Genomic DNA, 20242 nt, shown 5'->3' with positions numbered 1-20242 from the left:
ACTCCTGCTGTTTCTCCGTGGTTACGGAAAGGACTGTGAGTCGGGAAACCCAGCCACAACCTAACCGACTTACTCAGGTTGGTTGATACAGTGCCCTACGCGGCACACTGTGTCAACTAAGCTGGTGAAGCTATCTAGACTGGTGAGGGAGCTCTACGATGTGGCTCATGACGGCCGAGGACTTGCAGCCTTACCAGCGCATCGTGCAGGACGTGAAAGACCAGGTGAGGCTTGGCCGCCTGAAGAGCAAGGACAAGCTGCCAAGCACGCGAGAACTCGCAAGCCACTACAGCGTCGCCCCCGGCACGGTGCAGAGAGCACTCGCTGAGCTCCGCGCCGAGGACGTCATCTACTCCCACCAAGGACGCGGTTCCTTCATCCGCGAGTCGGCCATGAACGCCGTTGCCGATCCAACCGCCCAGGCGATCAAACGCCTTGAGGAGCAGGTTGCTGAACTGCGCGAGCGGCTGGAACGGCTTGAAGCCAGCGACAGCAAATGAGGCTGATTGTGCGCCAACAGTGGACAGGGCTGCTCCAGGCACGGCGCTACCGATCCCGCCTGGTGGAAGGCCTCACGAGCGCCCTCACGACCATTCCTGTCAGGCCAGTGCTGGCTACGACGGTGACGATGTCTCGGATGACGACCAGGAGAACAGACACGACGAGGCCAGCGGCAAGAATCGCGGCCACTCGCACCACTACTGCGCCTGGCCTCCCCCGAGACCGAGGCGCTATCACCGGTCTCGTGCAGGGGCAACCCTGTGTTGGTGTCGTGCCTGTAGACGTGAAGTCGATGGGACGTCCGTGCGCATCGGCGGCGTGATGCACCGCGTTGCGGGCATGCCGGATCCTGGTCATTTCGCCCTTCTGCAATGGAAGTTGGGAACGTCGGCTGGTGGAGCCGCCATTACAGGTGTAGGCGTGATCTTCAGTTGCTTCTACGGTTGGCCTGTATCCGTCCGGCGGATACAGGGACTTGGATACATGGAGGGGAACCGACGTGGGGCAGCGGCCGAATGTACTGACGCCGGATCAGTCGCCCCAGCACCGTCTTGGTTACGTGATCCGGGAGCTTCGCGAAGCGCGCGGCATGTCCATGCGAGACCTGGCCGCCAAGACGTACGTTTCGCACTCCAAGGTGCAGCGATGGGAGAACGGCGACCGGCCTCCGAAGGACCGGAGTGAAGTCGAGCTCATCGACCAAACACTGGGTGCCGGCGGCTTCCTGATCGAGCTGTGGCAGGAGCTTAACCGAGGAGACAGCGGGGCCGGGCATGTATCCGATCCAGCGCTCCATGTATCCGATACATCGTTAGGCCTGGCCACGGCCCTATCCCAGGCGGCAGCGTCGGACAGCGAAGGGATCTTCGTCCCTCGACGTCTCGACGATGGAACGGTGGTACTTGTGGCGCTCGATCGACGCGCGCTGTTGCGCGCCGGTACAGGGATCACTGCTGCCGCGGTAGCTGGTCTTCCCGCGCCAGCTGCCGCGGTAGTCAGTCCGGCGGAGGATCCCTTCGGCTTCGCGAGAACTGCTACCGAGAGCTGGTCCGGCCTTCGGCTGTCACGGCCCGTCCCGGACTTCGGGGTCGACTGGCAGGCCCTGCTACCCGGAGGCCGGTCCATGCTCGGCTCCCAGCTCTCTCTCCAAGTTCATCCCGCGCGCGTCCAAGGAAAGCGGGTGATTGTGTCCCTCCCCGACCAGCGGCGCGCGGATGAGTTCCTGTCGCGCCCACACCGCGGTCTCCTGGTCGGAGCCGTCAGCGCTGAGGGCATCTCAAAGTTCTACGTGCTTGATGGGCGCGCAGCCCGAGGCAAACTTGCACGGAACGGCGGCATGTACGAGGTCACCGCGCCCGCAGCCTACGAGCTAGACGATCTCACCTACGGGATCCTGTGGGCGGTCAGTAACTACGACGACGCGCTTCAGGCCGATGACCAGGCCCTCTCAGAGACACGCAGCGACCTCAAGGCATATGAACGACTGTCCTCCTCCGCCGTCAGCCGCGAGGCGGCTCCGGGACTGAACACGGTCGCCCACATGTGGCTCGGCTCAGACTTCTGCGCCCGCCACATCCTGAAGGCTCTACCGGACCTCCCGGAACTGCCATCGTTTTGGACGCGGGAACAGCGCGGCGAGGAGGCCAGCGCCTGGCTGATCTTCGACCACAAGTACCCGTACCTTCGGGAGACCACGAAGGCGCTCGGTAGCACGAGCACCCGGGCATTCTGTGTCCCTGAGGAGGTCGTCCGTTCATCTCCGAGGTATGAACGGATCCTGCTGTTCCTGGCTGTGGCACTGATGGAGTCACTCGGGATCCAAGCTCAGTTCACGTCCGATCCTGCGTATGAGTCCGTCGAGGGCTTCGTAGTCGCGCCCGATAAGGAAGCGGTGATCGCGAATTGGGTACGGGGCGACGGCATGTGGCATGTCGACGTGACCGCTCGGTCCTCAGTCGTCCGCGAGTTCACGATCGCCGCGCGCGACGTCGACGCTGATTCCCTCACAGCGGCACTTACAGCTGCGGGACGTCTGCGTGCTTTGGCGCAGTATCTCGATCTGCCGTGGTCATGGCTGATCCAACGGTGCGGACAGCTCGCCCGGCACGGATCATCGGGGCTGATCCAGTCCCGCAGCCGACTGGTCTCCCCGGCCGGCGTCGACGCAGCGTGCGCGTACGCGGCGTCGCTTCCTGTCGATCACTGATCCCGCGTAGCAGCCTGTTCATAAAGGGGAAAGAGGCCATGGCCGACAGCATCCGGCGCGTCGCAGTGTTTTCACTCGGCGGCACAATCGCGATGACCTCACAGCCTGACGGCGGTGCGACGCCAACACTGTCGGCTGACGACCTTATCGCCGCGGTTCCCGGCCTCGCTGACACCGGCATCCACGTCCAGGTGCACGACTTCCGTCAACTTCCTGGTGCCTCGCTGAGCTTCTCCGACCTACTTGACCTTGCGGCAACAATCGAGACGCTCGAGGTCGACGGTGTGGTCGTCACTCAAGGGACGGACACGATCGAGGAGACCGCATACCTGCTGGACCTCGTCACCGACGGGGCTATGCCAATCGTGGTGACGGGCGCCATGCGCAACGCAAGCATGGCGGGAGCGGACGGCCCCGCAAACGTGCTGGCCGCGATTCGTACCGCAGCCAGCAGTGAAGCGCGAGGTATGGGCTGTGTGGTGGTGTTCGGGGAGGAGATCCACGCCGCCCGCTGGGTTCGCAAGACGCACGCTACGAGCCCCACAGCCTTCACCTCGTACCCCGGGCCAGTCGGCTACGTTGCGGAAAACCGCGTCCGGATCCTGGCTCGCCTTGACCCAACTCCGACGATCTCTCGTCAAGGCGTCACTGCTTCCCCTCGAACCACCGTCTTCACAGTTGGGATCGGAGACGACGGCATTCTCCTCCAGGCCCTCGGCGACCACGTCGACGGCCTGGTCGTCGCTGCATTCGGGGCCGGCCACGTCCCAATGGCCTGTGTAGACGCCCTCACCGATCTCGCTAAGCGCATGCCGGTCATCCTGGCCACGCGCACCGGTTCTGGACCCGTCCTGCGTCAGACCTACGGCTTCCCCGGTTCCGAGTCGGACCTGCTCGCCCGTGGACTGATCTCCAGCGGCGCGCTTGACCCCGTCAAAGCGCGCATCCTTCTGCACCTGCTGTTGATGACTGGCGCCGACATGGAGCAGGTCGTCCAGGTCTTCAACACCCTCTCGTAACCGCCCCAACCCCCCGGGATTCCACTTTGCGCAGCCACGAACTGACCACCGGCCGGACCTTCGCCGTGAACTTCGACCACGGCGACGATTTCTTTCCCGCTCTTGCCGAGTTCTGCCGGCAGCAGGGCGTGCGGCACGGCTACATCCCTATGTTCATCGCCGGCTTTGCCGAAGCAGAGATCGTCGGTGCCTGCGAGAAGGTCTTGAATCCTGAGGCGCCCCTATGGAGCAAGGTCCACCTGGTCGGCGTGGAAGCGATGGGCTGCGGAACGCTCGCGTACGACCCCGAGACGGACACCGTCCTGCCACACATTCATACGTCACTAGGGGAGAAGGCTCGATCGGCCACCGCCCACACAAGCCACCTGCTCAGTGCGCAGGTGCAGTTCCTAGTCGAGATGCTCGTAGTCGAGGTCACAGCCCCGGTGATGACCCGTCCCAAGAACCCCGACCTCTACGACGTGCCCTTGCTGACTTTCGGGGCGTAGGACGCGCAAGTGCGCAACGCTGACAGGTCCTCAAATGCACCACTGGACGCAGCAATCCATGTACAGTTTCGATCACAATGGAAGGGGGATTGATGACCGACCTGTTCGAGGCCGTAGACGCGCTACTCAGCCGACCAGCTGATGTCTTGCCTCCCCCGGAAGTGCGGGCCAGGCTCCGGAAGGCCTCTGGCCTGACGCAGGAAGAGGTCGCAGAGGCCTTCGGCGTGCACCGGATGGCCTTCCTGCGCTGGGAGAACGGCCAGTCCATGCCACGCCCCAGGCATCGAGCCGCGTACTTGCGCCTGCTCAAGGGGTGGGCCGAGAAGCACCCGGATGCTGCTGCCGGATGTGAGCTGACGGAGGCGTGCTGACATGCACGTCACCGCTCGATCCCCCTAGAAACCGCTGAAGCGGCCTCGTCGCCACAACGAGACCGCTTCCTAGCGATTCGACTCGCACCCTTCAAAAGCTTGAGTCGTGAGCAGCGAGGTGACCTCGTCTGCCGGGTGATGCCCGTGGGCCCTAAAGCCCGCGTGGTCACCTATACCCAGAGTATGCGCTCTCGATGGCGCAACGCCACTACTCGGGTTTGGCGGTACGTCACATTCGCTGGTCGCGGCTTCCCTACCTGGGGAGATGACCCAGTGCACAGCGCTTTCGAGGATGAGGCTGACGACAGCCAGTCCATGGAACTGGTGGGCCCCGAGACCGAGGGCCTCTACACCAGTCAGCTACACGACTGGATTCCTCTTTGTTCTGATTTGGGCGATTCTGCGGTTCGATTCTACTGGATCTTGCGGTCACTCGTGATCGAGAAGCACGGTCCGGTTCGCAAGCTCACGATCCGCCAGCTCGCCCACCTCATGCCGATGAAGGGGCGCCCGTCCAGCGTGAGTCGCATCCGCGGACTGCTGCGGGAACTCTCAGCTGTGGGACTTACGAGCACGCCGGAAGGCAAGGCAGTCACGGTCAGCTCCCGCGCCACTGCAGCCGCCCGGCCGCTGCGCATCCGCATCAACGACAAGCCGCGTCCGGGCTACGCCGGGCCGCGCAACGCGTTCGCTCACCTGGACTCGATCAGGTCCGCTGCGGAGCAGGCGACCCGGGCAGCCATCGAGAAGGAAGCCCTGGCGAGGGCCGCCCGGCGGGCGGGTCAGAATTCTGACCCGCTCCCTCTAGACAGCGAAGCGGGTCAGAATTCTGACCCGTTGGGGCAAGATTCTGACCCGCGGGGTCAGAATTCTGACCCGCTTTCGCGTGCTGACCTGCGAGAACGCGACCTCCCGTTCAGACCTTCCGCTAAGACTCTCCGTTCAGAAGGTGGGGGTGAGGTCCGTCCTTCCGTGCAGGTAGTAGAGGCCCATGCGCACACCGACGACATGGAGGGACGGACGGACAGCGGCGGCGTCGAGGATCAGGAGCCGCAGTCGGGCGAGCGGGAGTGGACGCCGGGGGAGCGGCTGCTGGAGCGGATCGGCCGGCATCACCCGGAGATCGGGGCAGGACTGGCACAAGGCACAACGCTGTGGGACCAGGCCCGAGTGGTCGACGGACTGCTGCTGGCCGGGGTTAGCCAGGAGCAGGTCCGGGCGGTGCTGGTGGACCGGCCCTACCCCGCTCCCGCTGAGCGCAAGCGGAGCATGGCGGCGCTGATCGCGGCCCGGCTCACCCAGATCGTGCCGCCACAAAAGCTCGACCCGATGCCGCAGGTCCCGGCGCAGCCTCCGGCGCCTGACGCTGCCTCGGGTACCGCGTTGGTGCTGGCCCGGGTCCGGCGGCCGGAATGTCCCTCATGTGGGGCCGACTCTCCTGGTGGCGCTATGTGCGGCGCCTGTCAGGGCTGGCCGGTATGCGAGGCGGGCTGCGGACGGCGTGTGCACATGGGCGGTATGTGTCCGTCCTGCTCGGTCGCACCACCCGAGGATGAGCCCGGCGAAGACCTCGGCTGCTGCACCGGGTGCGGGCGCCCTGTGGCTACCGCCGGCTTGTGTCCCAGGTGCCAGGTCAGAGCCGCCGCCGCGAAGAAGGCACGCGACGCCAAATGGCATGCCGCGACCGCCACATTCGAAGAGGAACAACCAAGCGTGCCAGCTGTGGGTGCACCGTTCTGACCCCGTCCGGTGTAAGTGCCCGGCCTACGGGCCTCGAGCGCCCGCTGCGCTCCCGATCACCTGCCCCTAGTCAAATCCCTCACCGGGCGACCTGATCGGCCCGCACGGCGCTACACGGCGATCAGGGAAGGACCCGAACCAGAGCGGCCCTCGAGACCAGGCTGCGCCGCGCCCGCAGCGTCAAGGGCCTATGCCGTCGCACGCCAATCGTGAGGCTTCCGCGGCAGCCCGTCCCACTCGTTTCCGAACACGCGTTCCCCAACTTTCAGCCATGTTCTGGATCAAGAAAGGAAGTCTGCTGCTTGCCAATACAGCAGGTCACGGCGGCTTTTAACATGGCGTCACTTGTGGAGGACCTTGGGGAGGGGACGCACGGGATGAAGGTTCTGCGGCCGACGAAGCCGACGAGTGAGCAACTGACAGTGATCAACAACTACAAACCGGGCGTGTTCGTCGTACGGGGAGCCGCAGGAAGCGGGAAGACAACAACGGCTCTGTTCCGGTTGCGCTTCACAGTCGGTTTCTGGCAGCGCCGCCACCGCGACGGATTCATCGACGGGCCGGTCCGGGTCCTGGTGTTGACATACAACCGCACGCTGCGTGGCTACATCGAGGCGCTTACAGAGGAACAGATTTCTGGGCAAGACGTCCTGCTCAGCACGTCAACGTTCGCCAAGTGGGCATCGAACCGGGTGGCCCACAACGAAATCCTCGACGAACGCGTACGCAACAACAAACTGGACACCCTGGCGCGGCAGTTGCCTCTGCCCGACGAATTCGTGCGTTCCGAGGTCGACTACGTCCTCGGGCGCTTCCTGCCCGACCAGCTGGATGCCTACGTGGACTGCGAGAGACAGGGCAGGGGGCGCATCCCGCGGATGCAGGGACCGCTGCGTCGCCAGCTCCTCGACGAAGTGATCCGCCCCCTACAGCAGTGGAAAAAGGAGCAGCAGGTCTGGGATTGGTCAGACCTGGCTACGGCCATGGCCGCACGGCGTGTCGACGACCCCTATCACGTGGTAGTCGTCGACGAAGCCCAGGACTTCTCCGCCAACCAAGTGCGCGCTGTGCTCAATCACGTCACCGACGAGCACACCCTCACCTTCGTCCTGGATGCTGCTCAGCGCATCTATCCGCAACGTTTTACCTGGTCAGAGGTCGGCCTGACAGTAGGGCCGCACAACAGCAAGCATCTGTCGAAGAACTTCCGCAACACCCGGCAGATCGCTGCTTTCGCCGCTCCGCTGCTTCGAGACGTGGAGACCACGGACGACGCGGCCATCCCAGACCTGACCTCGTGCGGGGAAGACGGCCCCAAGCCCCTGCTGGTCCAGGGAACCTTCACTCAGCAGATGGATCACGTCATCCAGTTCCTCAATGACCTTGGGCCCGACAACACTGACGACGTTGTGATCCTGCACGCCAAAGGCGGAGGCTGGTTCAGTGAAGTCAAGCGTCGTCTCAAGGGGGCAGGACTGGCTTACGAAGAGATCACTCGCAATGCGGACTACCCCACCGGTCCGGTCAACATCGCCTTGTCGACCATGCACTCCGCCAAGGGCCTGGAGTTCGACCACGTCATCATCGTCGGTCTGAACAGCGAGGTCATGCCGCACGCGACAGAAGCCGGCGACAGCGAGCGAGACGCCCACCTCCGGCTGCTGGCCATGTCGGCTGGCCGGGCCCGCAAGACACTCACCATCACCTACAAGCCGTCCGAAGCCAGCGATCTCATCGCTTGCATGGACTCGGACACGTACGAGGTGAAAACGGCATGACCGCGACCAATCCACTGGCCGTACCAGAGCAGGAGCCCGCCGAAAGGATCGAGACCCTCATCCACGACCGCAAGATCACAGAGATCGTGCACTTCACGACCAACCGCGGTCTCCTGGGCATCCTCGTTGAACGGAGCTGCAAGGCTCGAGCCCACCTGGACGAGGACGCCTACCTCGAGAGCATCTACCACGCCAACAGCAAATACCGGCGAGAAGACCCCCGCTACTGGCGATATGTGAATCTCAGCATCAGCGAGCCCAACCACCAGTTCCTCCGCAAGAGCAGCGAGGACTGGTGGGCCAACGAAGACCTCTTCTGGGCCGTCCTCAGCTTCGACCCAGTGATCATGACCCACCCCGGCGTGCTCTTCGCACCCAGCAACATGGCCTACACCGGTATCACCCCCGCCGCTGGCCCACAAGCGGCAGAGGACCTCTTCGGCCCCCGCGTCCCCTACGGCTTCGGTAAAACGACACCCCGTGTGAACAAGCAGCCCCACCAGCCCACGAACCCCCAAGCGGAAGTCCTCTACCCCGACTCCGTATCCACGCAGCACCTCCAGAGCATCTACGTGGTCACCGAACACGATGCGGCGATAGCCAACGCCATTGTCAGCGCCAGCCAGCATGATGAGGTCGACATCATCGTCGCCCCCGCATCCTTCGGCAGGTAAAGGACTACCGTGAACGCCATGCAATGGCAGGCAGTGCGCGGCTCAGCTCACTGGGCGGCATACGGAGACGCACTCGGCTTCATCACCGAACTCACGGACGCCGACGGGGTACGCCGCCGCACCGGACAGGACGAAGTCACCATCACCGTGCCCTGGAAACGACGCGTCGGCGGACGCTACGGCCGCGACGTACCTCTGCCCGCCGGCGCCTACTCCGACGACACCCAGCTCCGCCTGGCGACCTCCCGCGCAATCCGCGGCGACGGAGAGTTCGACGCCGAAGCCTTCGCGAAGATCGAACTCGTCGCCTGGCAGGCCTACGCTCTGGGCGCCGGACGCGGAACCAAGGCCGCCGCCAACGGTCTCATGCGAGTCGACGCCAAATGGTCGCAGAACATCTTCGCCACCAAAGCAGCCCGCTACACCGACATCGGCGGCAACGGCGCAGCCATGCGCATCCAGCCCCACGTCTGGTCAGCCCGCGACCTGACCGACTGGGACAGCATCGCCCGCGACGTAGTCCGCAACGCTGTCAGCACACACGGCCACCCCCGCGGCATCCTCGGAGCCGTCCTCCACGCCCTCTTCCTAGCGCACACCCTGGAAACAGAGACGATCCCCGGCCCCGAACAATGGCGCTCAACCATCGACTGGCTCGGGCACCTGCCCGACGTCGTCGACAAAGACGAAGAACTCGCCTACCTATGGCTGCCCTCGTGGGCACAAGCGGCCGGAACGGACCTCCGCACAGCCACCGCCGCGGTAGCCGCAGAGTGTCATGCGGCCCTGGAAGAGTTCGATCCCGCTGCACCCCTGACTCGGAACGCCTACGCCAGCCTGGTCGACCGCCTCGGTGGCTTCGACAACGAGACACGCGGCTCCGGCACCGTAACCACGCTGCTGGCAGCCATGCTTGCTTTCGGACATGCCGAGACCCCCGACCTTGGGTTGCAGCTTGCCGCCAACACGCTGGGGTCCGATACCGACACCATCGCCACCATGGCCGGCGCTCTGCTGGGAGCCATCACAACAAGCCCGGCGCCCGGAACCGTGCAAGACGACCAACTCATCGACAGCGAAGCCCGACGCCTCTGGGAGATTTCTCAAGGCGGCGCTGCGTCGACCTTTGCCTACCCCGACCTGCTTCGTTGGAGTCCGCCCCGGGCAACCCTCGACCTCGTAGGCCGCACCGAAGCAGGACCCGCCCTGGCAGGCCTGGGGCTCCTGCGGGCAGGCACCCCAATGACAGGACCTCAGGCCACCTACGCGTGGGGAACCCTCCCATTCGGCCAGAGCGTCCTCGTGCGAGCCCGCGAAGACCTCAAGCCCTTGGCCCCGCACTTGCTCCCCCCAGAACGGCGTCAGCTACGCCATCGGCGCGCGGAGGACGCGATGAGAGAGCAACCGACCCTCTTCGAAGCGCCAGACGGTCACGCGGCAAGCCGACAGACCGCAAAGACGGCAGACCACGGCGGGCGGCACCCGCGTCCAACACAGAGCCTCGAAGAAACGGTTACGGAACTCGCGCAGAACGGCTTTCAGGCAGATGAGGTCGGGCGGGTGCTACTCGACCTGCTCGGCAGTGGCCGTTACGGCGTAGAGCGAGCGGCCGCCTTCGTTGGACTGCTCTCTCAAGCACAGCAACACCACCGTGATGGCAGATGATCTGCGGTTGGCATGACTCCGATCAGGTAGTACCGAAGCAACCTGCACACCTTCCTGAATGGTGTGGTAAACCACCCCACTGGCCACGGTGGCGTCAATTAGCCAGCTCGATTGGTCTCATTTTCGCGAAGATCCGTGGCGGCCCGAAACGGCTCGCCCCGTCAGAGTTCCAGGGCATGCTGGCCAGAACGTCAGTCGGTAGCGTAGAACCGTTGCATTCTGAAGCGTCCGCCTGCAAGGTCAAATGGGCCGTTGAGCGGAGGCACGTCAGCTACGTGGGCGACCCATAACAATGGTGGCCGCGCTTAGTGCCCCGGCACCAACCACCGCGAGGACGATGCGCAGGGAGAGGGAGGATTGCGCTCCGAGTATCGCTGGCATGGCGACCAGAAAAGCGCCCAGCGCACTGATGGCGACACGCGACAGGAGCCGTACACGGGAGTGCCTGACGATCACCGGAAGGCGTACGGCGGCGACCGGTGTGTTGCCCGCCTCCTCGGGGCCGAGCCTGATGGTGACGTGAGTGAGGGCGTCGAAAGCGGAGGCGTCGGGCTGAAGCCAGAACTCGGTCGAGTCGTACCGCAGAGCTACGTCGTGGGAAGCGTCTGAGGAAACCCGCAAGAAGCGGCCGTCGGTGCTGCAGGTCAGGGAGATCTTCGGTAATTCCGTGTAGCGCGGGGAGTAGAAGCTCACGGGAAGTCGGGCTGGCTTCAGATCGCTTAGACTCAGTCGGCCGTCCGGCTCGAAGGTAAACGTCGTCGCTTTGGCCAGGTGAACAGGCTGGTCGACCCGCATGAAGTACGAGTTCTCGAACGTGGCATGGAGGGCGAGTCGCCGCGCCACACTGAGCCACAACTGCGCCTGGTCTTCACTGGTGCGGATGGGGAAGGCCGGGAACTTCAGAACAGCCGGATAATAGGCGCCTCCGTTACCTTCGATGATCTTGTCAATGGCTTTGCGGCTCTCCGTGAGGATGTCAGCCCTGGAAAGCGAGTAGTCGTCAAGGTCGACGTGCTCGGTAACGCGCAGCTTGAAGAGAAACACATCGGCCGCGCACTCGGCGACCACAACCTCGGCCACTCGGACGGGGAGGAGGAACGCGTTGGTGGGTGAGTCCGCGTCGGCTACGAAGCCGATGAGCACACTGACTCCCAGAATGGTGCTGTTAGCGACTTTCTGTTGAAGTGACGGGGCCACGTACTGGGCTTCGTAGCGAAACTGAAGGGTCGCACCTCGAGGCAGCGCTAGCGCCGTGAGAATGTCCTCGGCGTACCTGCGTCTGAGGTTCGACGACAGCAACAACACCTGCGGGCGTTCTCCCTGACCGGTCATGTCCCCCCCCATGAGTCCGACCGCGTTGGCCGCGGCGACCTCAGACCGACTCCTGCAGAGTTTGCATGCCCCACTTCTCCCGCATGGATGCTTCCAGGCGGGTGTAACGCGGCCAGACGCGGTCGCGAGGCAGTTCGTCCATAGCCAAGCGCGTCACGGGCTCGTAGTAGATGCCGAACCCCACGAGCTTGTCGTACCGCTCACAGATCACCTTCTGCTCAAAGCCGTCCGCCTGATCGCAGGTGAGGTCGATGACTTGGCGAGCAGGATCATTTGGGGCGCCCACCTCGATCCAACAATGGTGGTCGACGGAAGAGAAGGCGCGGTCCGCGAAGCGGAGCGCTCCATAGCAGTAGGTCGCTTCGATCTCTCGCTGACGTAGTAGGCGTGCCAGCCACACGGAGCTGACCCCGCATTGTCCCTTCGACGACAAGGGCTCCAGAGCGTAGCTCGGGTGCGCCGTGCTTTTTGACCAGGCCGCTTCTAGATGCTCCCGGTATCGTTGCAGCTCAGCTACGTCTAGCCGGGGATGTGCGGAGGCCGAACCGTTTGCGGACGGCCCGGCAAGATGCTGAAGGGTATTCACTTTTCGGATTTCTTTTCTCGTTGTGCTGTCCGTGCCGAGAACCACCAGCAGATTCCGGTAGTTTTCCGGCCGGCGATCCGTGCAGAGGTCCGACATCGACTGCCGCCTCGTCAGGTAATTACCGAACGAGTCATAGCAGTACGCCACCGGAGCGGTGGCGAACGGGGTGAAGTTGGATGCATGCAGCGCCGATCCGGTGAACCCCAGCAGAGGGTTGAACGCTGTCACGACGAACCGGCACCCCAGGGCTCGTACATATCTCACAGCTTGCCCGATAGTGAAGCTCATCAGGTTCCGTGCCACATCAGACAGCCCTAGGGCACGAGTGAGAACGAGGACATTGTCCCGTCGTGCAGCGATGCCCTGATCCTGCAGTGCTCTGATGGTTCCTGGCCTGTCGCACATGGAAAATGCCAGGTAGGCGGAAGGGTGTGAGGCGCCTTGAAGGTAGCAGCCGAGTTCAACGAAGGTGTCGGCCCGCGGGCTGAGCAGGTAATGCAGTCTGGCCTGGTACAGGTGGCCGATGCTGGGCGGCACGACGGCAAAATTCACCCCCACGGAGGATCCGTCGGTACGCCTGATGGTGAAGCTTCGCCGTACCTCACCGCCCCCGAGCAGTAATGAGCTGTTGGCAAGAAGATCGGCTTGCTCCAAGTGGCCGGCGATCCGGCTACATCGAGCGATCAATCGTGGTCGCAGCTCCTCGTAGAGAGCACGATGAGTGCGCGGTCCAGTCTTTTGGCCAACGATCGAGGGAGCGTGCAGACGTAACTGGATATCAAAATCGCGGACACTTGTCCCGCAGAGGGCGGCGTCAGTGGCTACGAGCTCACGACAGCGGGAGGAGAACTCGTCGATGGCAGGATTTCTGAGCTGCTCCACCAGCGCCAACCAAGAGCTAACAGGCTGGGCGCTCACGCCGTTGGACTGCCGAGGAACGGTGGCCCTGGAGGGCGCGCGGCGATGGGCCGCAGGGCGTAAGAGGTGGTCGGAAGTGGCGGAGCCGAGGGCGGTTTCGGTCATCAGACATCTCCGCTATCGCTCACCGGCAGGACTGAACATCGTACGGCTGCCGCGCGGGCCTGTCAGCTGAATCGTTGCCAACGACCTTTAGAGAGGCGGGGGTTGAAGGTGGTTGCTGCGCACGCTCCTCGCTCCGTTCGGAATAAGCGGATGGGCTAGCCGGATGTCCGCGGTTTGCCGGACTGCTGCGCCACGCTGACCCGCGTGTGGACCGTGGATGCGCCAGGGCCCGCGGCTTTCCCCCGTAGCGACGGGCCCTGCCTTCTGCCAGCCGGCCAGAGTGAACGGGTTAAGGCTTCGCCCTCTCCTCCGAGACGAGCTGCTGGTACTAGGCCGCGCCCTACGCCGGCGGGGCGGCAGACTGGTCATCACCCACGCACTGGCTGGATGCGGCTTCGTCGATGACGACGGGTGGGATGGGTCGGCTGCCGGGGATATTGATGCGGATCCGGGTTGTCAGCCGAGTGTCGGTGCGGGGCTGCGGATCTGCAGATGTCTGGTTCGTGCCGGGATGGGTGCCCGCTGGGCGGTTGAAAGCCCGCGGGGCAAAGAAGTCGGCTGCGGGGGACATGGTGGGAGCGGCCGCGGTTGTCGGCGGGTCGTGATGGGTGGCCAGGCTGTCTACGTCCTGTGGCACGGCGGGGGAGGTTTCCGCTGCGGGCCAGGGGCGGGCGATGCGCTGGGGCAGAGGCGGGCGCTCGGGCGGGATGCGTAAGCCGAGTGCCAGGGTCGGAGTGTCGGTGTCCGGGTCGGGCGCTGGTGGGGCGCAGTTCGTGCACAGCTGCGGTATCCAGCCGTGGCGGTCGTCGTAACCGAACGAGGGGCGCCGGCATTCAGGGCAGGCCAGGTCTCCGCTGCGCTGGGCCTGGTCGACGAGCAGCTCGCGGGTCATGCGGGCGGAGGCGTCCGGGTCGGCGTCGCCAGGCTGGGGGATGTGGACCAGGAGTTTCAGGCCCGGCTCCCGGCGTGCTGAGGATTCCAGGTCGCTCATGAGCAGTTGCAGGTCGCGTGGGGTCGCGCGGTTGTGGACGGTCAGGCGCCGGTGGAGGCCTGCTGGCTTCTTGCGCATGCGGCTGTTGCGCCGGTCGGCGTCCGCTCGGTCCCAGGCCTTGGTCCACTCGGCCAGGTCTGCCTTGCGGACGTTGCAGGCTTCGGCAAAGGCGGACACGAAGGTTCTGCTGGGAGTCGAGCTGCCTTTGAGGACGCGTGCCACGGTGGAGTGCGGAAGACGCCCGACGTTGCCGAGCCTGGCGTCGAGGCTACGCAGGGGTGGGCTGCCGTCGTCCCGGTAGAGGTCGACGATGGCGGAGTGGAGGTCGGCGAAGTCTTTGACGACGCTGATGTGTACCCCGCCGCGGTGACCGCTGATGACGCCCTGCGTGCGGGCCTCGTCGCGGCGTGCCTGTTTCCAGAGCCGTTCGGCTTCCTTCGCACTTCGGTTGCAGGCGCGGGCGTAGGCGGTGACGACGGCGAGATTCTGCGGGACGCTGCGTCCAGATGCGGCGCGCGCGAGAGTGTCCGCACTGAACTCGGTGCGTGTGGCGAGCTGGTCGTACGTCAACCCGGCCTCCGTACGGCCAGCACGCAGCCAAGCTGCCAGTGCCTGCAACGACTTGCTGCACTGGGCAATCGGATTCTCGCGGCGCCCCATCCGGCGGTCAGACCTCTGCGGGCTGCGCTGAGGCTGTACCGCTTCGGCGGAGCCGCAGGAGCAGCCCGGTGCCGAGTGAGGCCGCCTCAGTGATCAGCAGGATCACGCTGGCGGTCGGCAGGCCGAGGACTGCCAGGGTGGCGGCGACGATGACGATGATGACGATGACGCCGGCTTCCGGCGCGGTGAGCGGCCGCGGAAGGCTGCAAAAAGGGTTGTTCAAGGGATCTTTCTCCAAAACGTACCTGCGGGCGAACGAACGGGTGAACAAGCGGGTGTGGCTAGGCGGTTGCCGCCGCCTTCATGGCAATTGATGTTGCAGCATCCGGGCTCTGAGCACTAACCCCTCGGAGCCGATAACCGCATATCTGTCCCTGCGTTTGTCTCGACCGAACTCGATATCATTCACGGTGAATTTGCTGGTCATGTGGCCTCCTGCGGGAAGATTCCCGCATCTGTGTCCCGGTCTGGCACAACCCGAATTGTGACGGAGAGTAATTTTCCGCATGGCTGTCTCACCTCTCCGTACGTGTTTCGGACCTGGCCTGACCTACCCATGGGCAGGTCAGGCCGTGAATGCAGATCAGGTTTTCCGCGTGGGTGTCCCGGTGTTGACCTGGCGGCGGGTATGCCTGATCTTTAGTCGTGCGTTCGCCGGGGTCGGTTTCCGCACCGGCGGGGCTCTCCGAAGTACTGCGGGCAAATCAGTCACCCGGAGACAGGAGCAGGGCTCGTTGCCGCGATGTCCTGCTGTGGTCCTGGCACTGCGGTGCAGTGCCAGGACCCCCTCCCCGAGCGAGATCGCGCCGGATCCTTGGAGCTGCTCCTTGAGCAGTGGTGGACGGGTGCACGGCCAGCCGTGTGGTGGCTTCCTGGGCGATGTCCCTTCTTCTAGCAGGCGACCAGGTCCGCCCAGTGGGCGGCCAGGGCGGGAATGGGCTGGGGCACCGGGCCAAGAGAGTCCGAGCAGGGGGTGCGCAGGTCGTCGAGGGCGCTTCGAAGAGCGTCTTCACACACGCGGGCACCAAGGACGGGCAGCTCGTAGTGGACCGATGCGGTCGCCGCAGCCCTGCGGGCGGGCAGGTCGGCGTGGTGAGCCACGGGGGTGTAGGTGTTCCAGCCCAGGCTGTTGAGGCGGTGGATCTGCCCGGCCCAGTGCGCGGCGTCCCGCATGTCCCCGTAACGCAGGTGCAGCAGATAGATGCACAGGGCGGCGGTGACATTGCCCGCACCGGCCGCGTAGTGCCACCAGAACTGGGCGCCCTCGTGCTCATCGGCCAGGTAGAGCAGGCTAGCGAAGGTCAGTGCCCCGTCGGGATCGCGGACCTGGTCGAATGCGGAGATGTGGCCGGCGGCCTGCTGGTGCTGGACCGTGCCGCGGCACAGCAGCCGCAGATCCTGGGCGGCCTGTTCGTGCAGTAACGCCGGCGCCTGCGGACCGTCGTGCGGGGCGGAGGCCAGGAACTGCACCCAGCGCAGCTCGTGCAGGTGCCCGGCCAGGGTGCGCTGGGCTTGCTTGAGGTCGGCGTCGGTGTACTCGCCCTCGAAGACACGGGCACGGCGCAGAGCCTCGTCGATGCTGCGCGGGGTGCGGTTCACAGGCCGCTCACTCCTTGTCTGTCTCGGGCATGTCGTCGGTGCGGAGTCTCATGGCTGAGGCCATGCGGAGCTTGGCGGTGCGGTGGGTGGAGCGGACCGTGGCCTCGTTGATGCCCATGATCAGCGCGGTGTCCTTGGTGGTGAACCCCAGCGCGTCGCGGAGCACGAGAATGTCGAACTGCCGCTCGCTCAGCCGTGCCATGTGGTGGTAGATGCCGAGTCCTTCCTCGAGCTCGGCGATCTCACGGCTGTGCTCGGCGTGGAAGGACGTCCTGAAGGTTTCCAGCAGGGGCTCGGTGGCTGCCCGTATGGCGCGGGCGAATGCCAGGTTCTCGGTGATGGCCGGGCTCAGTCCCTGCGCGTCGAGCTCGGCGTGGACGCGCTGCTTGAACAGCGCCCAGGCCTGCGAGCCCCGGTCGGCCATGGTGCGCAGCCTGGGCCAGATGACGGCCAGGTAGAGGAACGTGGCGTCGACCAGCCGGCGGGCGGCGGCCGCATCACCGAGATGGATACGGCTGTACTCCACAAAGGCACGGTCGTATCGGGCCTGGAAGGCCTCGAAGTCGGGCGGGATCTTCAAGGTGTCGTGGTCGATCGTGCGGCCTGCTGGATCGGGGTGCTGACTGTTCACCGGTGGCCCCCCTTGTTCAGGGATGCCGGGGCGGGGAGGGCAGGGGAGGGAGGCTGATGTTCGGCCAGCGCCTGCGCGCCGAGCCGGACTCCGGCGCCCAACAGGCGCCGCACTAAGAACCACACGTCGGGCGCGAACGGGCGCGCCGCGGCGGCGAAGGCCAGCATGAAGCTGACGTCGACGTAGTTCACAGTGACTGTCTTCCTTCTTTTCAAGCGGTGTTGTGACCGCGCCGTCCCCCGTCGGGCGGGCAAACACCTAGAGCACGTTGCTCTGGGGAACACATAAGCCGACGACGCAGGGGATTCGTGCAGGTCTTTGAGCACCTTGTTTTAATGGAAGGTAACTTTCCGCTTTCGGGACAAGGCGGCGCGTTTTGCTATCGCGTAGCGCCACACTTCGCCACCCCGCGCGCTCCCCGCGCCACCGTTAATGAACTGGTCTTTCATCGAAACGAACGAATCAAGAGCCGCTTTGCGCGAACGTGAAATTGCATGCACAATTCCACGATGTGTTCCGGATCACATTTCTCCGGATGCGACGAAAGTCCTTAGGTCAGCCCCCAACGCTTCCCACGAGCCGGTGCGTCGGCTTGACACTCGCCAAACCACCGGATGAGGAGGCCGGCCGACGTCGCCGGTGCCGCAGGCCAGGCACAACTCCAGATGGACGGGCCGCCCGTGCTCATCGTCCTGCGGCGCCACACCGCTCATGATGAGGTCGCCCCGGCAGCGGGAACACTGCGGCAGTCGGTCGCAGAACCTGAGCAGTTGCGCCAACATGCCCAGACCCTCGCCCGCCCGCTGATCCTGTAGAAGGGGATCCGTCCATGCCCGCATCCACGGCCCACCGGCGCGCGTACCGTGAGGTGACGACCCGCCGGGAGGACCAGATGAGCGCGCAGCCCGACCACGCACCCGTCACGCCTTACGCCCCCGCGCCCGGAGAGCCGGCCGAACTCCTCGCGCAGCTGCGCGCCGACCGGCGAGCCGACACCTGGGTGCCGGCCTTCGAGCGCGAGTGGGCGGCCGCCCTCGAGGAATCACGGCGCACGTTCTCCCTCACCGCCCTGTACGAAGTCATCCAGGTATGGCAGGGCCGTATCGCTGCCGCCCCGGCACTCGACACGTTCGTCGCCTCCGGCTACGACGACAGCGAATTCATCGACATGGCGGAGCTCCGCGGGCGGCGCCGGTGACCAGGCAGCCGTACGCGGTCCGCTTCTCCGCCCAGGCCGCGAAGGTCCTCACCACTCTGCCCGAGCACGCCGAAGACATGGTGTGGGACGTCCTGGACGCCGCCGCCGACGACCCATGGGGCTTTGGTCAGTGGAACGCCGACGACCTCGAGGGCGAGGATGTGCGCTACGCGTCCGTCGGCCAGCTCTCCCTCACCTACTGGGTAAACGTGCCCCTGCGGCGTCTGTCCGTCCTGAACATCACCTGGCTCGGATAGCCACCCGGCGACAACGTCCTCCGGCATCGCAGCCGCCGGAGCCAGGGCGTTTCGCCTCCTAGCCGCGGCCGTACGCTTTACCTAGGGTCGAGGCTTTCTGTGCAGTTCACAGGCATGATCGTTGGTACAGGCAAGTAGGGCACGCAGCCGGGACGGTTCGGGCATCGTGCAGAGGGCTTCGCCGGGCTGGAGCAGGACCGTCAGCGTTTGACGCGGTTGCGGATCGCGAGGACGGCCAGGCCGACCGGGTCAAAGAACTGGTGGAAGAGATTCGGAAACTCTGTCGTGACTTCCTGACAGGGCCCCAATAGTGCTGTCCAAGAACCGATCGGTCGCTGGACAACGGTCGGGTTAGTACCTGTGACTGGTGTCGCGCGGCCAGGAAGGGTGTCCAGCTACAGGCCGATGCCGTACAGCGGGTTGGTCTCGTCCCAGATCCTGGCCTGGTCGAAGTACCCGGCCAGGGACTTGGAGCCGTCCGCCCAGCCGCCGTGGCGGCCGGTCTCGATGAGGTCCTTGCCGGCCTGCTTGGCGGCGGTGGCGAAGCCGCGGCGCAGGCTGTGCCCGCTCCACCGGGGCGGCAGGTCGGGCAGCAGCCCGGCGGGGGCGGTCAGGTCGGCGCGGGCGGCGGCCCGGGCCACTGCGTCGCCGATGCCCTCGCCGGAGATCCGGCCGGTGGGGTCGCCGATCGGCTTGCCGTTGCGGCGCATCGGGTGGGCGATGCGGCCGTGCCGGTCGATGCGCAGGAACAGCGGTCCGGCGGGCGGGCGGCCGGTCTCGATGAGGTGGTGGCGCCAGGCGCGGAGCGCGCGGACCGGGCAGGTGGCCGGGTTGGAGCCGTACGGCACCCCGAGCGGGCCCTCGTGGTTGACCTTCGGCCGCCAGATCTCGACGGCCAGACCCTCCTCAACCTCGGCGACGTCGGCCCAGTCCAGCAGCCGCAGTTCGGAGCGGCGGGCGGCGAGCGCGAAGCCGAGCAGTAGGACGGCGACGTCGCGGCGGCCGATCGCGGTGGTGGTGTCGGTGGCGGCGACCATCTTGCGCAGCACGGGCGGGGTGGCGGCGGCGGCCCGGCGGGGCGATCGGCGCGGGTCCTTGCTCTTCTTGCGCTCCCTCTCGTGGCCCTTGAGCACCCGGCGGGCGCCGACGGTGGAGGGCTTGGGCAGCTCGGCGGCAGCGTGCGCCACGGCGATGGAGGCCAGCGCCCGGTCCATGGTGGCCGGGCTCTTGTCCTCGGTCTTGAGGTGCGTCAGGTACTCGGTGAGGGTGTCACCGGTCGCGGGCAGCGCCCGTCGGCCGGTGCGCGCGCACCATGCGGTGAACCGCTGCCAGTCGCCGGCGTAGCCCCGGCGAGTCTCGGCCGGGATTCCCTCGGCGACCGCAGCGCGGGCGGCCGCCGACAGCTCGCCGGTCGGTACGGACGTGGAGACGGAGGTCTCCACGTCGGTGGAGAAGCTCTCCACGGGCGGCTCCCTGGGTGGCAGTTCTGGCCCCGGGTAAGGCAACTTACCGGGAGCCAGCGG

21 protein-coding genes are annotated in these 20242 nt (G+C 65.5%); 10 read left to right on the top strand and 11 right to left on the bottom strand.

Annotation, left to right across the window (positions count from 1 at the left end; all coding sequences use genetic code 11):
- Positions 1–167 precede the first annotated feature (167 nt).
- The 5 genes from ACH41F_RS35530 to ACH41F_RS35510 all read left to right on the top strand — a co-directional run bounded on the left by ACH41F_RS35530 (position 168) and on the right by ACH41F_RS35510 (position 4585).
- Positions 168–500 carry a GntR family transcriptional regulator gene (locus ACH41F_RS35530; protein ID WP_398839132.1) on the top strand — a complete coding sequence of 111 codons (333 nt, stop codon included), beginning with the start codon at positions 168–170 and terminating at the stop codon, positions 498–500.
- 500 nt (positions 501–1000) lie between these two features.
- Complete coding sequence (locus tag ACH41F_RS35525; protein ID WP_398839130.1) at positions 1001–2707, top strand: multiprotein-bridging factor 1 family protein; 1707 nt, start codon at positions 1001–1003, stop codon at positions 2705–2707.
- A gap of 38 nt (positions 2708–2745) precedes the next feature.
- Complete coding sequence (locus ACH41F_RS35520; RefSeq protein ID WP_398839128.1) at positions 2746–3726, top strand: asparaginase; 981 nt, start codon at positions 2746–2748, stop codon at positions 3724–3726.
- 26 nt (positions 3727–3752) lie between these two features.
- The gene (locus tag ACH41F_RS35515; RefSeq protein ID WP_398839126.1) at positions 3753–4214 is read left to right on the top strand and encodes a PPC domain-containing DNA-binding protein; all 462 of its coding nucleotides are present in this window, start codon (positions 3753–3755) and stop codon (positions 4212–4214) included.
- A gap of 92 nt (positions 4215–4306) precedes the next feature.
- Complete coding sequence (locus ACH41F_RS35510; RefSeq protein WP_398839124.1) at positions 4307–4585, top strand: helix-turn-helix domain-containing protein; 279 nt, start codon at positions 4307–4309, stop codon at positions 4583–4585.
- A gap of 942 nt (positions 4586–5527) precedes the next feature.
- Here ACH41F_RS35510 and ACH41F_RS35505 read toward each other — a convergent pair.
- Positions 5528–5698: a hypothetical protein gene (locus ACH41F_RS35505; RefSeq protein ID WP_398839122.1), complete on the bottom strand. Its 171-nt coding sequence runs from the start codon at positions 5696–5698 to the stop codon at positions 5528–5530.
- A gap of 1004 nt (positions 5699–6702) precedes the next feature.
- Here ACH41F_RS35505 and ACH41F_RS35500 point away from each other — a divergent pair.
- The 3 genes from ACH41F_RS35500 to ACH41F_RS35490 are packed head-to-tail and all read left to right on the top strand — an operon-like array spanning position 6703 to position 10442.
- Positions 6703–8103 (top strand): 3'-5' exonuclease, encoded by a 1401-nt coding sequence (locus tag ACH41F_RS35500; RefSeq protein ID WP_398839121.1) that lies wholly within the window; start codon positions 6703–6705, stop codon positions 8101–8103.
- Entirely contained in the window at positions 8100–8777 is a 678-nt protein-coding gene (locus tag ACH41F_RS35495; RefSeq protein WP_398839119.1) for a DarT ssDNA thymidine ADP-ribosyltransferase family protein, read from the top strand. The genes ACH41F_RS35500 and ACH41F_RS35495 overlap by 4 nt, the downstream gene beginning before the upstream one ends.
- A gap of 18 nt (positions 8778–8795) precedes the next feature.
- On the top strand, positions 8796–10442 hold the full coding sequence (locus ACH41F_RS35490) for an ADP-ribosylglycohydrolase family protein (protein ID WP_398839262.1): 1647 nt from the start codon (positions 8796–8798) through the stop codon (positions 10440–10442).
- Between the two features lie 267 nt (positions 10443–10709).
- Here ACH41F_RS35490 and ACH41F_RS35485 read toward each other — a convergent pair whose 3' ends face one another.
- The 9 genes from ACH41F_RS35485 to ACH41F_RS35445 all read right to left on the bottom strand — a co-directional run bounded on the left by ACH41F_RS35485 (position 10710) and on the right by ACH41F_RS35445 (position 17977).
- A complete protein-coding gene (locus ACH41F_RS35485) occupies positions 10710–11774 on the bottom strand; it encodes a hypothetical protein (protein WP_398839117.1) in 1065 nt (354 codons plus the stop codon).
- Between the two features lie 40 nt (positions 11775–11814).
- Positions 11815–13383: a transglutaminase domain-containing protein gene (locus ACH41F_RS35480; RefSeq protein ID WP_398839115.1), complete on the bottom strand. Its 1569-nt coding sequence runs from the start codon at positions 13381–13383 to the stop codon at positions 11815–11817.
- 340 nt (positions 13384–13723) lie between these two features.
- The gene (locus tag ACH41F_RS35475; protein ID WP_398839113.1) at positions 13724–15034 is read right to left on the bottom strand and encodes a helix-turn-helix domain-containing protein; all 1311 of its coding nucleotides are present in this window, start codon (positions 15032–15034) and stop codon (positions 13724–13726) included.
- A gap of 7 nt (positions 15035–15041) precedes the next feature.
- Complete coding sequence (locus ACH41F_RS35470) at positions 15042–15305, bottom strand: hypothetical protein (protein WP_398839111.1); 264 nt, start codon at positions 15303–15305, stop codon at positions 15042–15044.
- A 30-nt stretch (positions 15306–15335) separates the two neighbouring features.
- Positions 15336–15461, bottom strand: coding sequence for a hypothetical protein (locus tag ACH41F_RS35465; RefSeq protein WP_398839110.1), 126 nt, complete (start codon positions 15459–15461; stop codon positions 15336–15338).
- Between the two features lie 464 nt (positions 15462–15925).
- Complete coding sequence (locus tag ACH41F_RS35460) at positions 15926–16633, bottom strand: hypothetical protein (RefSeq protein WP_398839108.1); 708 nt, start codon at positions 16631–16633, stop codon at positions 15926–15928.
- 7 nt (positions 16634–16640) lie between these two features.
- Entirely contained in the window at positions 16641–17264 is a 624-nt protein-coding gene (locus tag ACH41F_RS35455) for a sigma-70 family RNA polymerase sigma factor (RefSeq protein ID WP_398839107.1), read from the bottom strand.
- Positions 17261–17455, bottom strand: a complete 195-nt coding sequence (locus ACH41F_RS35450; RefSeq protein WP_398839105.1) for a hypothetical protein — start codon at positions 17453–17455, stop codon at positions 17261–17263. The genes ACH41F_RS35455 and ACH41F_RS35450 overlap by 4 nt, the downstream gene beginning before the upstream one ends.
- A gap of 330 nt (positions 17456–17785) precedes the next feature.
- Positions 17786–17977: a hypothetical protein gene (locus ACH41F_RS35445; protein WP_398839260.1), complete on the bottom strand. Its 192-nt coding sequence runs from the start codon at positions 17975–17977 to the stop codon at positions 17786–17788.
- 179 nt (positions 17978–18156) lie between these two features.
- Here ACH41F_RS35445 and ACH41F_RS35440 point away from each other — a divergent pair, with 179 nt between their 5' ends.
- Positions 18157–18462: a DUF6247 family protein gene (locus tag ACH41F_RS35440; RefSeq protein WP_398839257.1), complete on the top strand. Its 306-nt coding sequence runs from the start codon at positions 18157–18159 to the stop codon at positions 18460–18462.
- Positions 18459–18719, top strand: a complete 261-nt coding sequence (locus ACH41F_RS35435; RefSeq protein WP_398839104.1) for a hypothetical protein — start codon at positions 18459–18461, stop codon at positions 18717–18719. The genes ACH41F_RS35440 and ACH41F_RS35435 overlap by 4 nt, the downstream gene beginning before the upstream one ends.
- A 395-nt stretch (positions 18720–19114) precedes the next feature.
- Here ACH41F_RS35435 and ACH41F_RS35430 read toward each other — a convergent pair whose 3' ends face one another.
- Positions 19115–20182 (bottom strand): tyrosine-type recombinase/integrase, encoded by a 1068-nt coding sequence (locus ACH41F_RS35430; protein ID WP_398839102.1) that lies wholly within the window; start codon positions 20180–20182, stop codon positions 19115–19117.
- Positions 20183–20242 lie beyond the last annotated feature (60 nt).

The organism is Streptomyces sp. NPDC020489 (assembly GCF_044386545.1).
Taxonomy (GTDB): Bacteria; Actinomycetota; Actinomycetes; order Streptomycetales; family Streptomycetaceae; genus Streptomyces.
The sequence above is the reverse complement of the archived record's forward strand: the minus strand, read 5'-3'. Positions and strand labels throughout refer to the sequence as shown.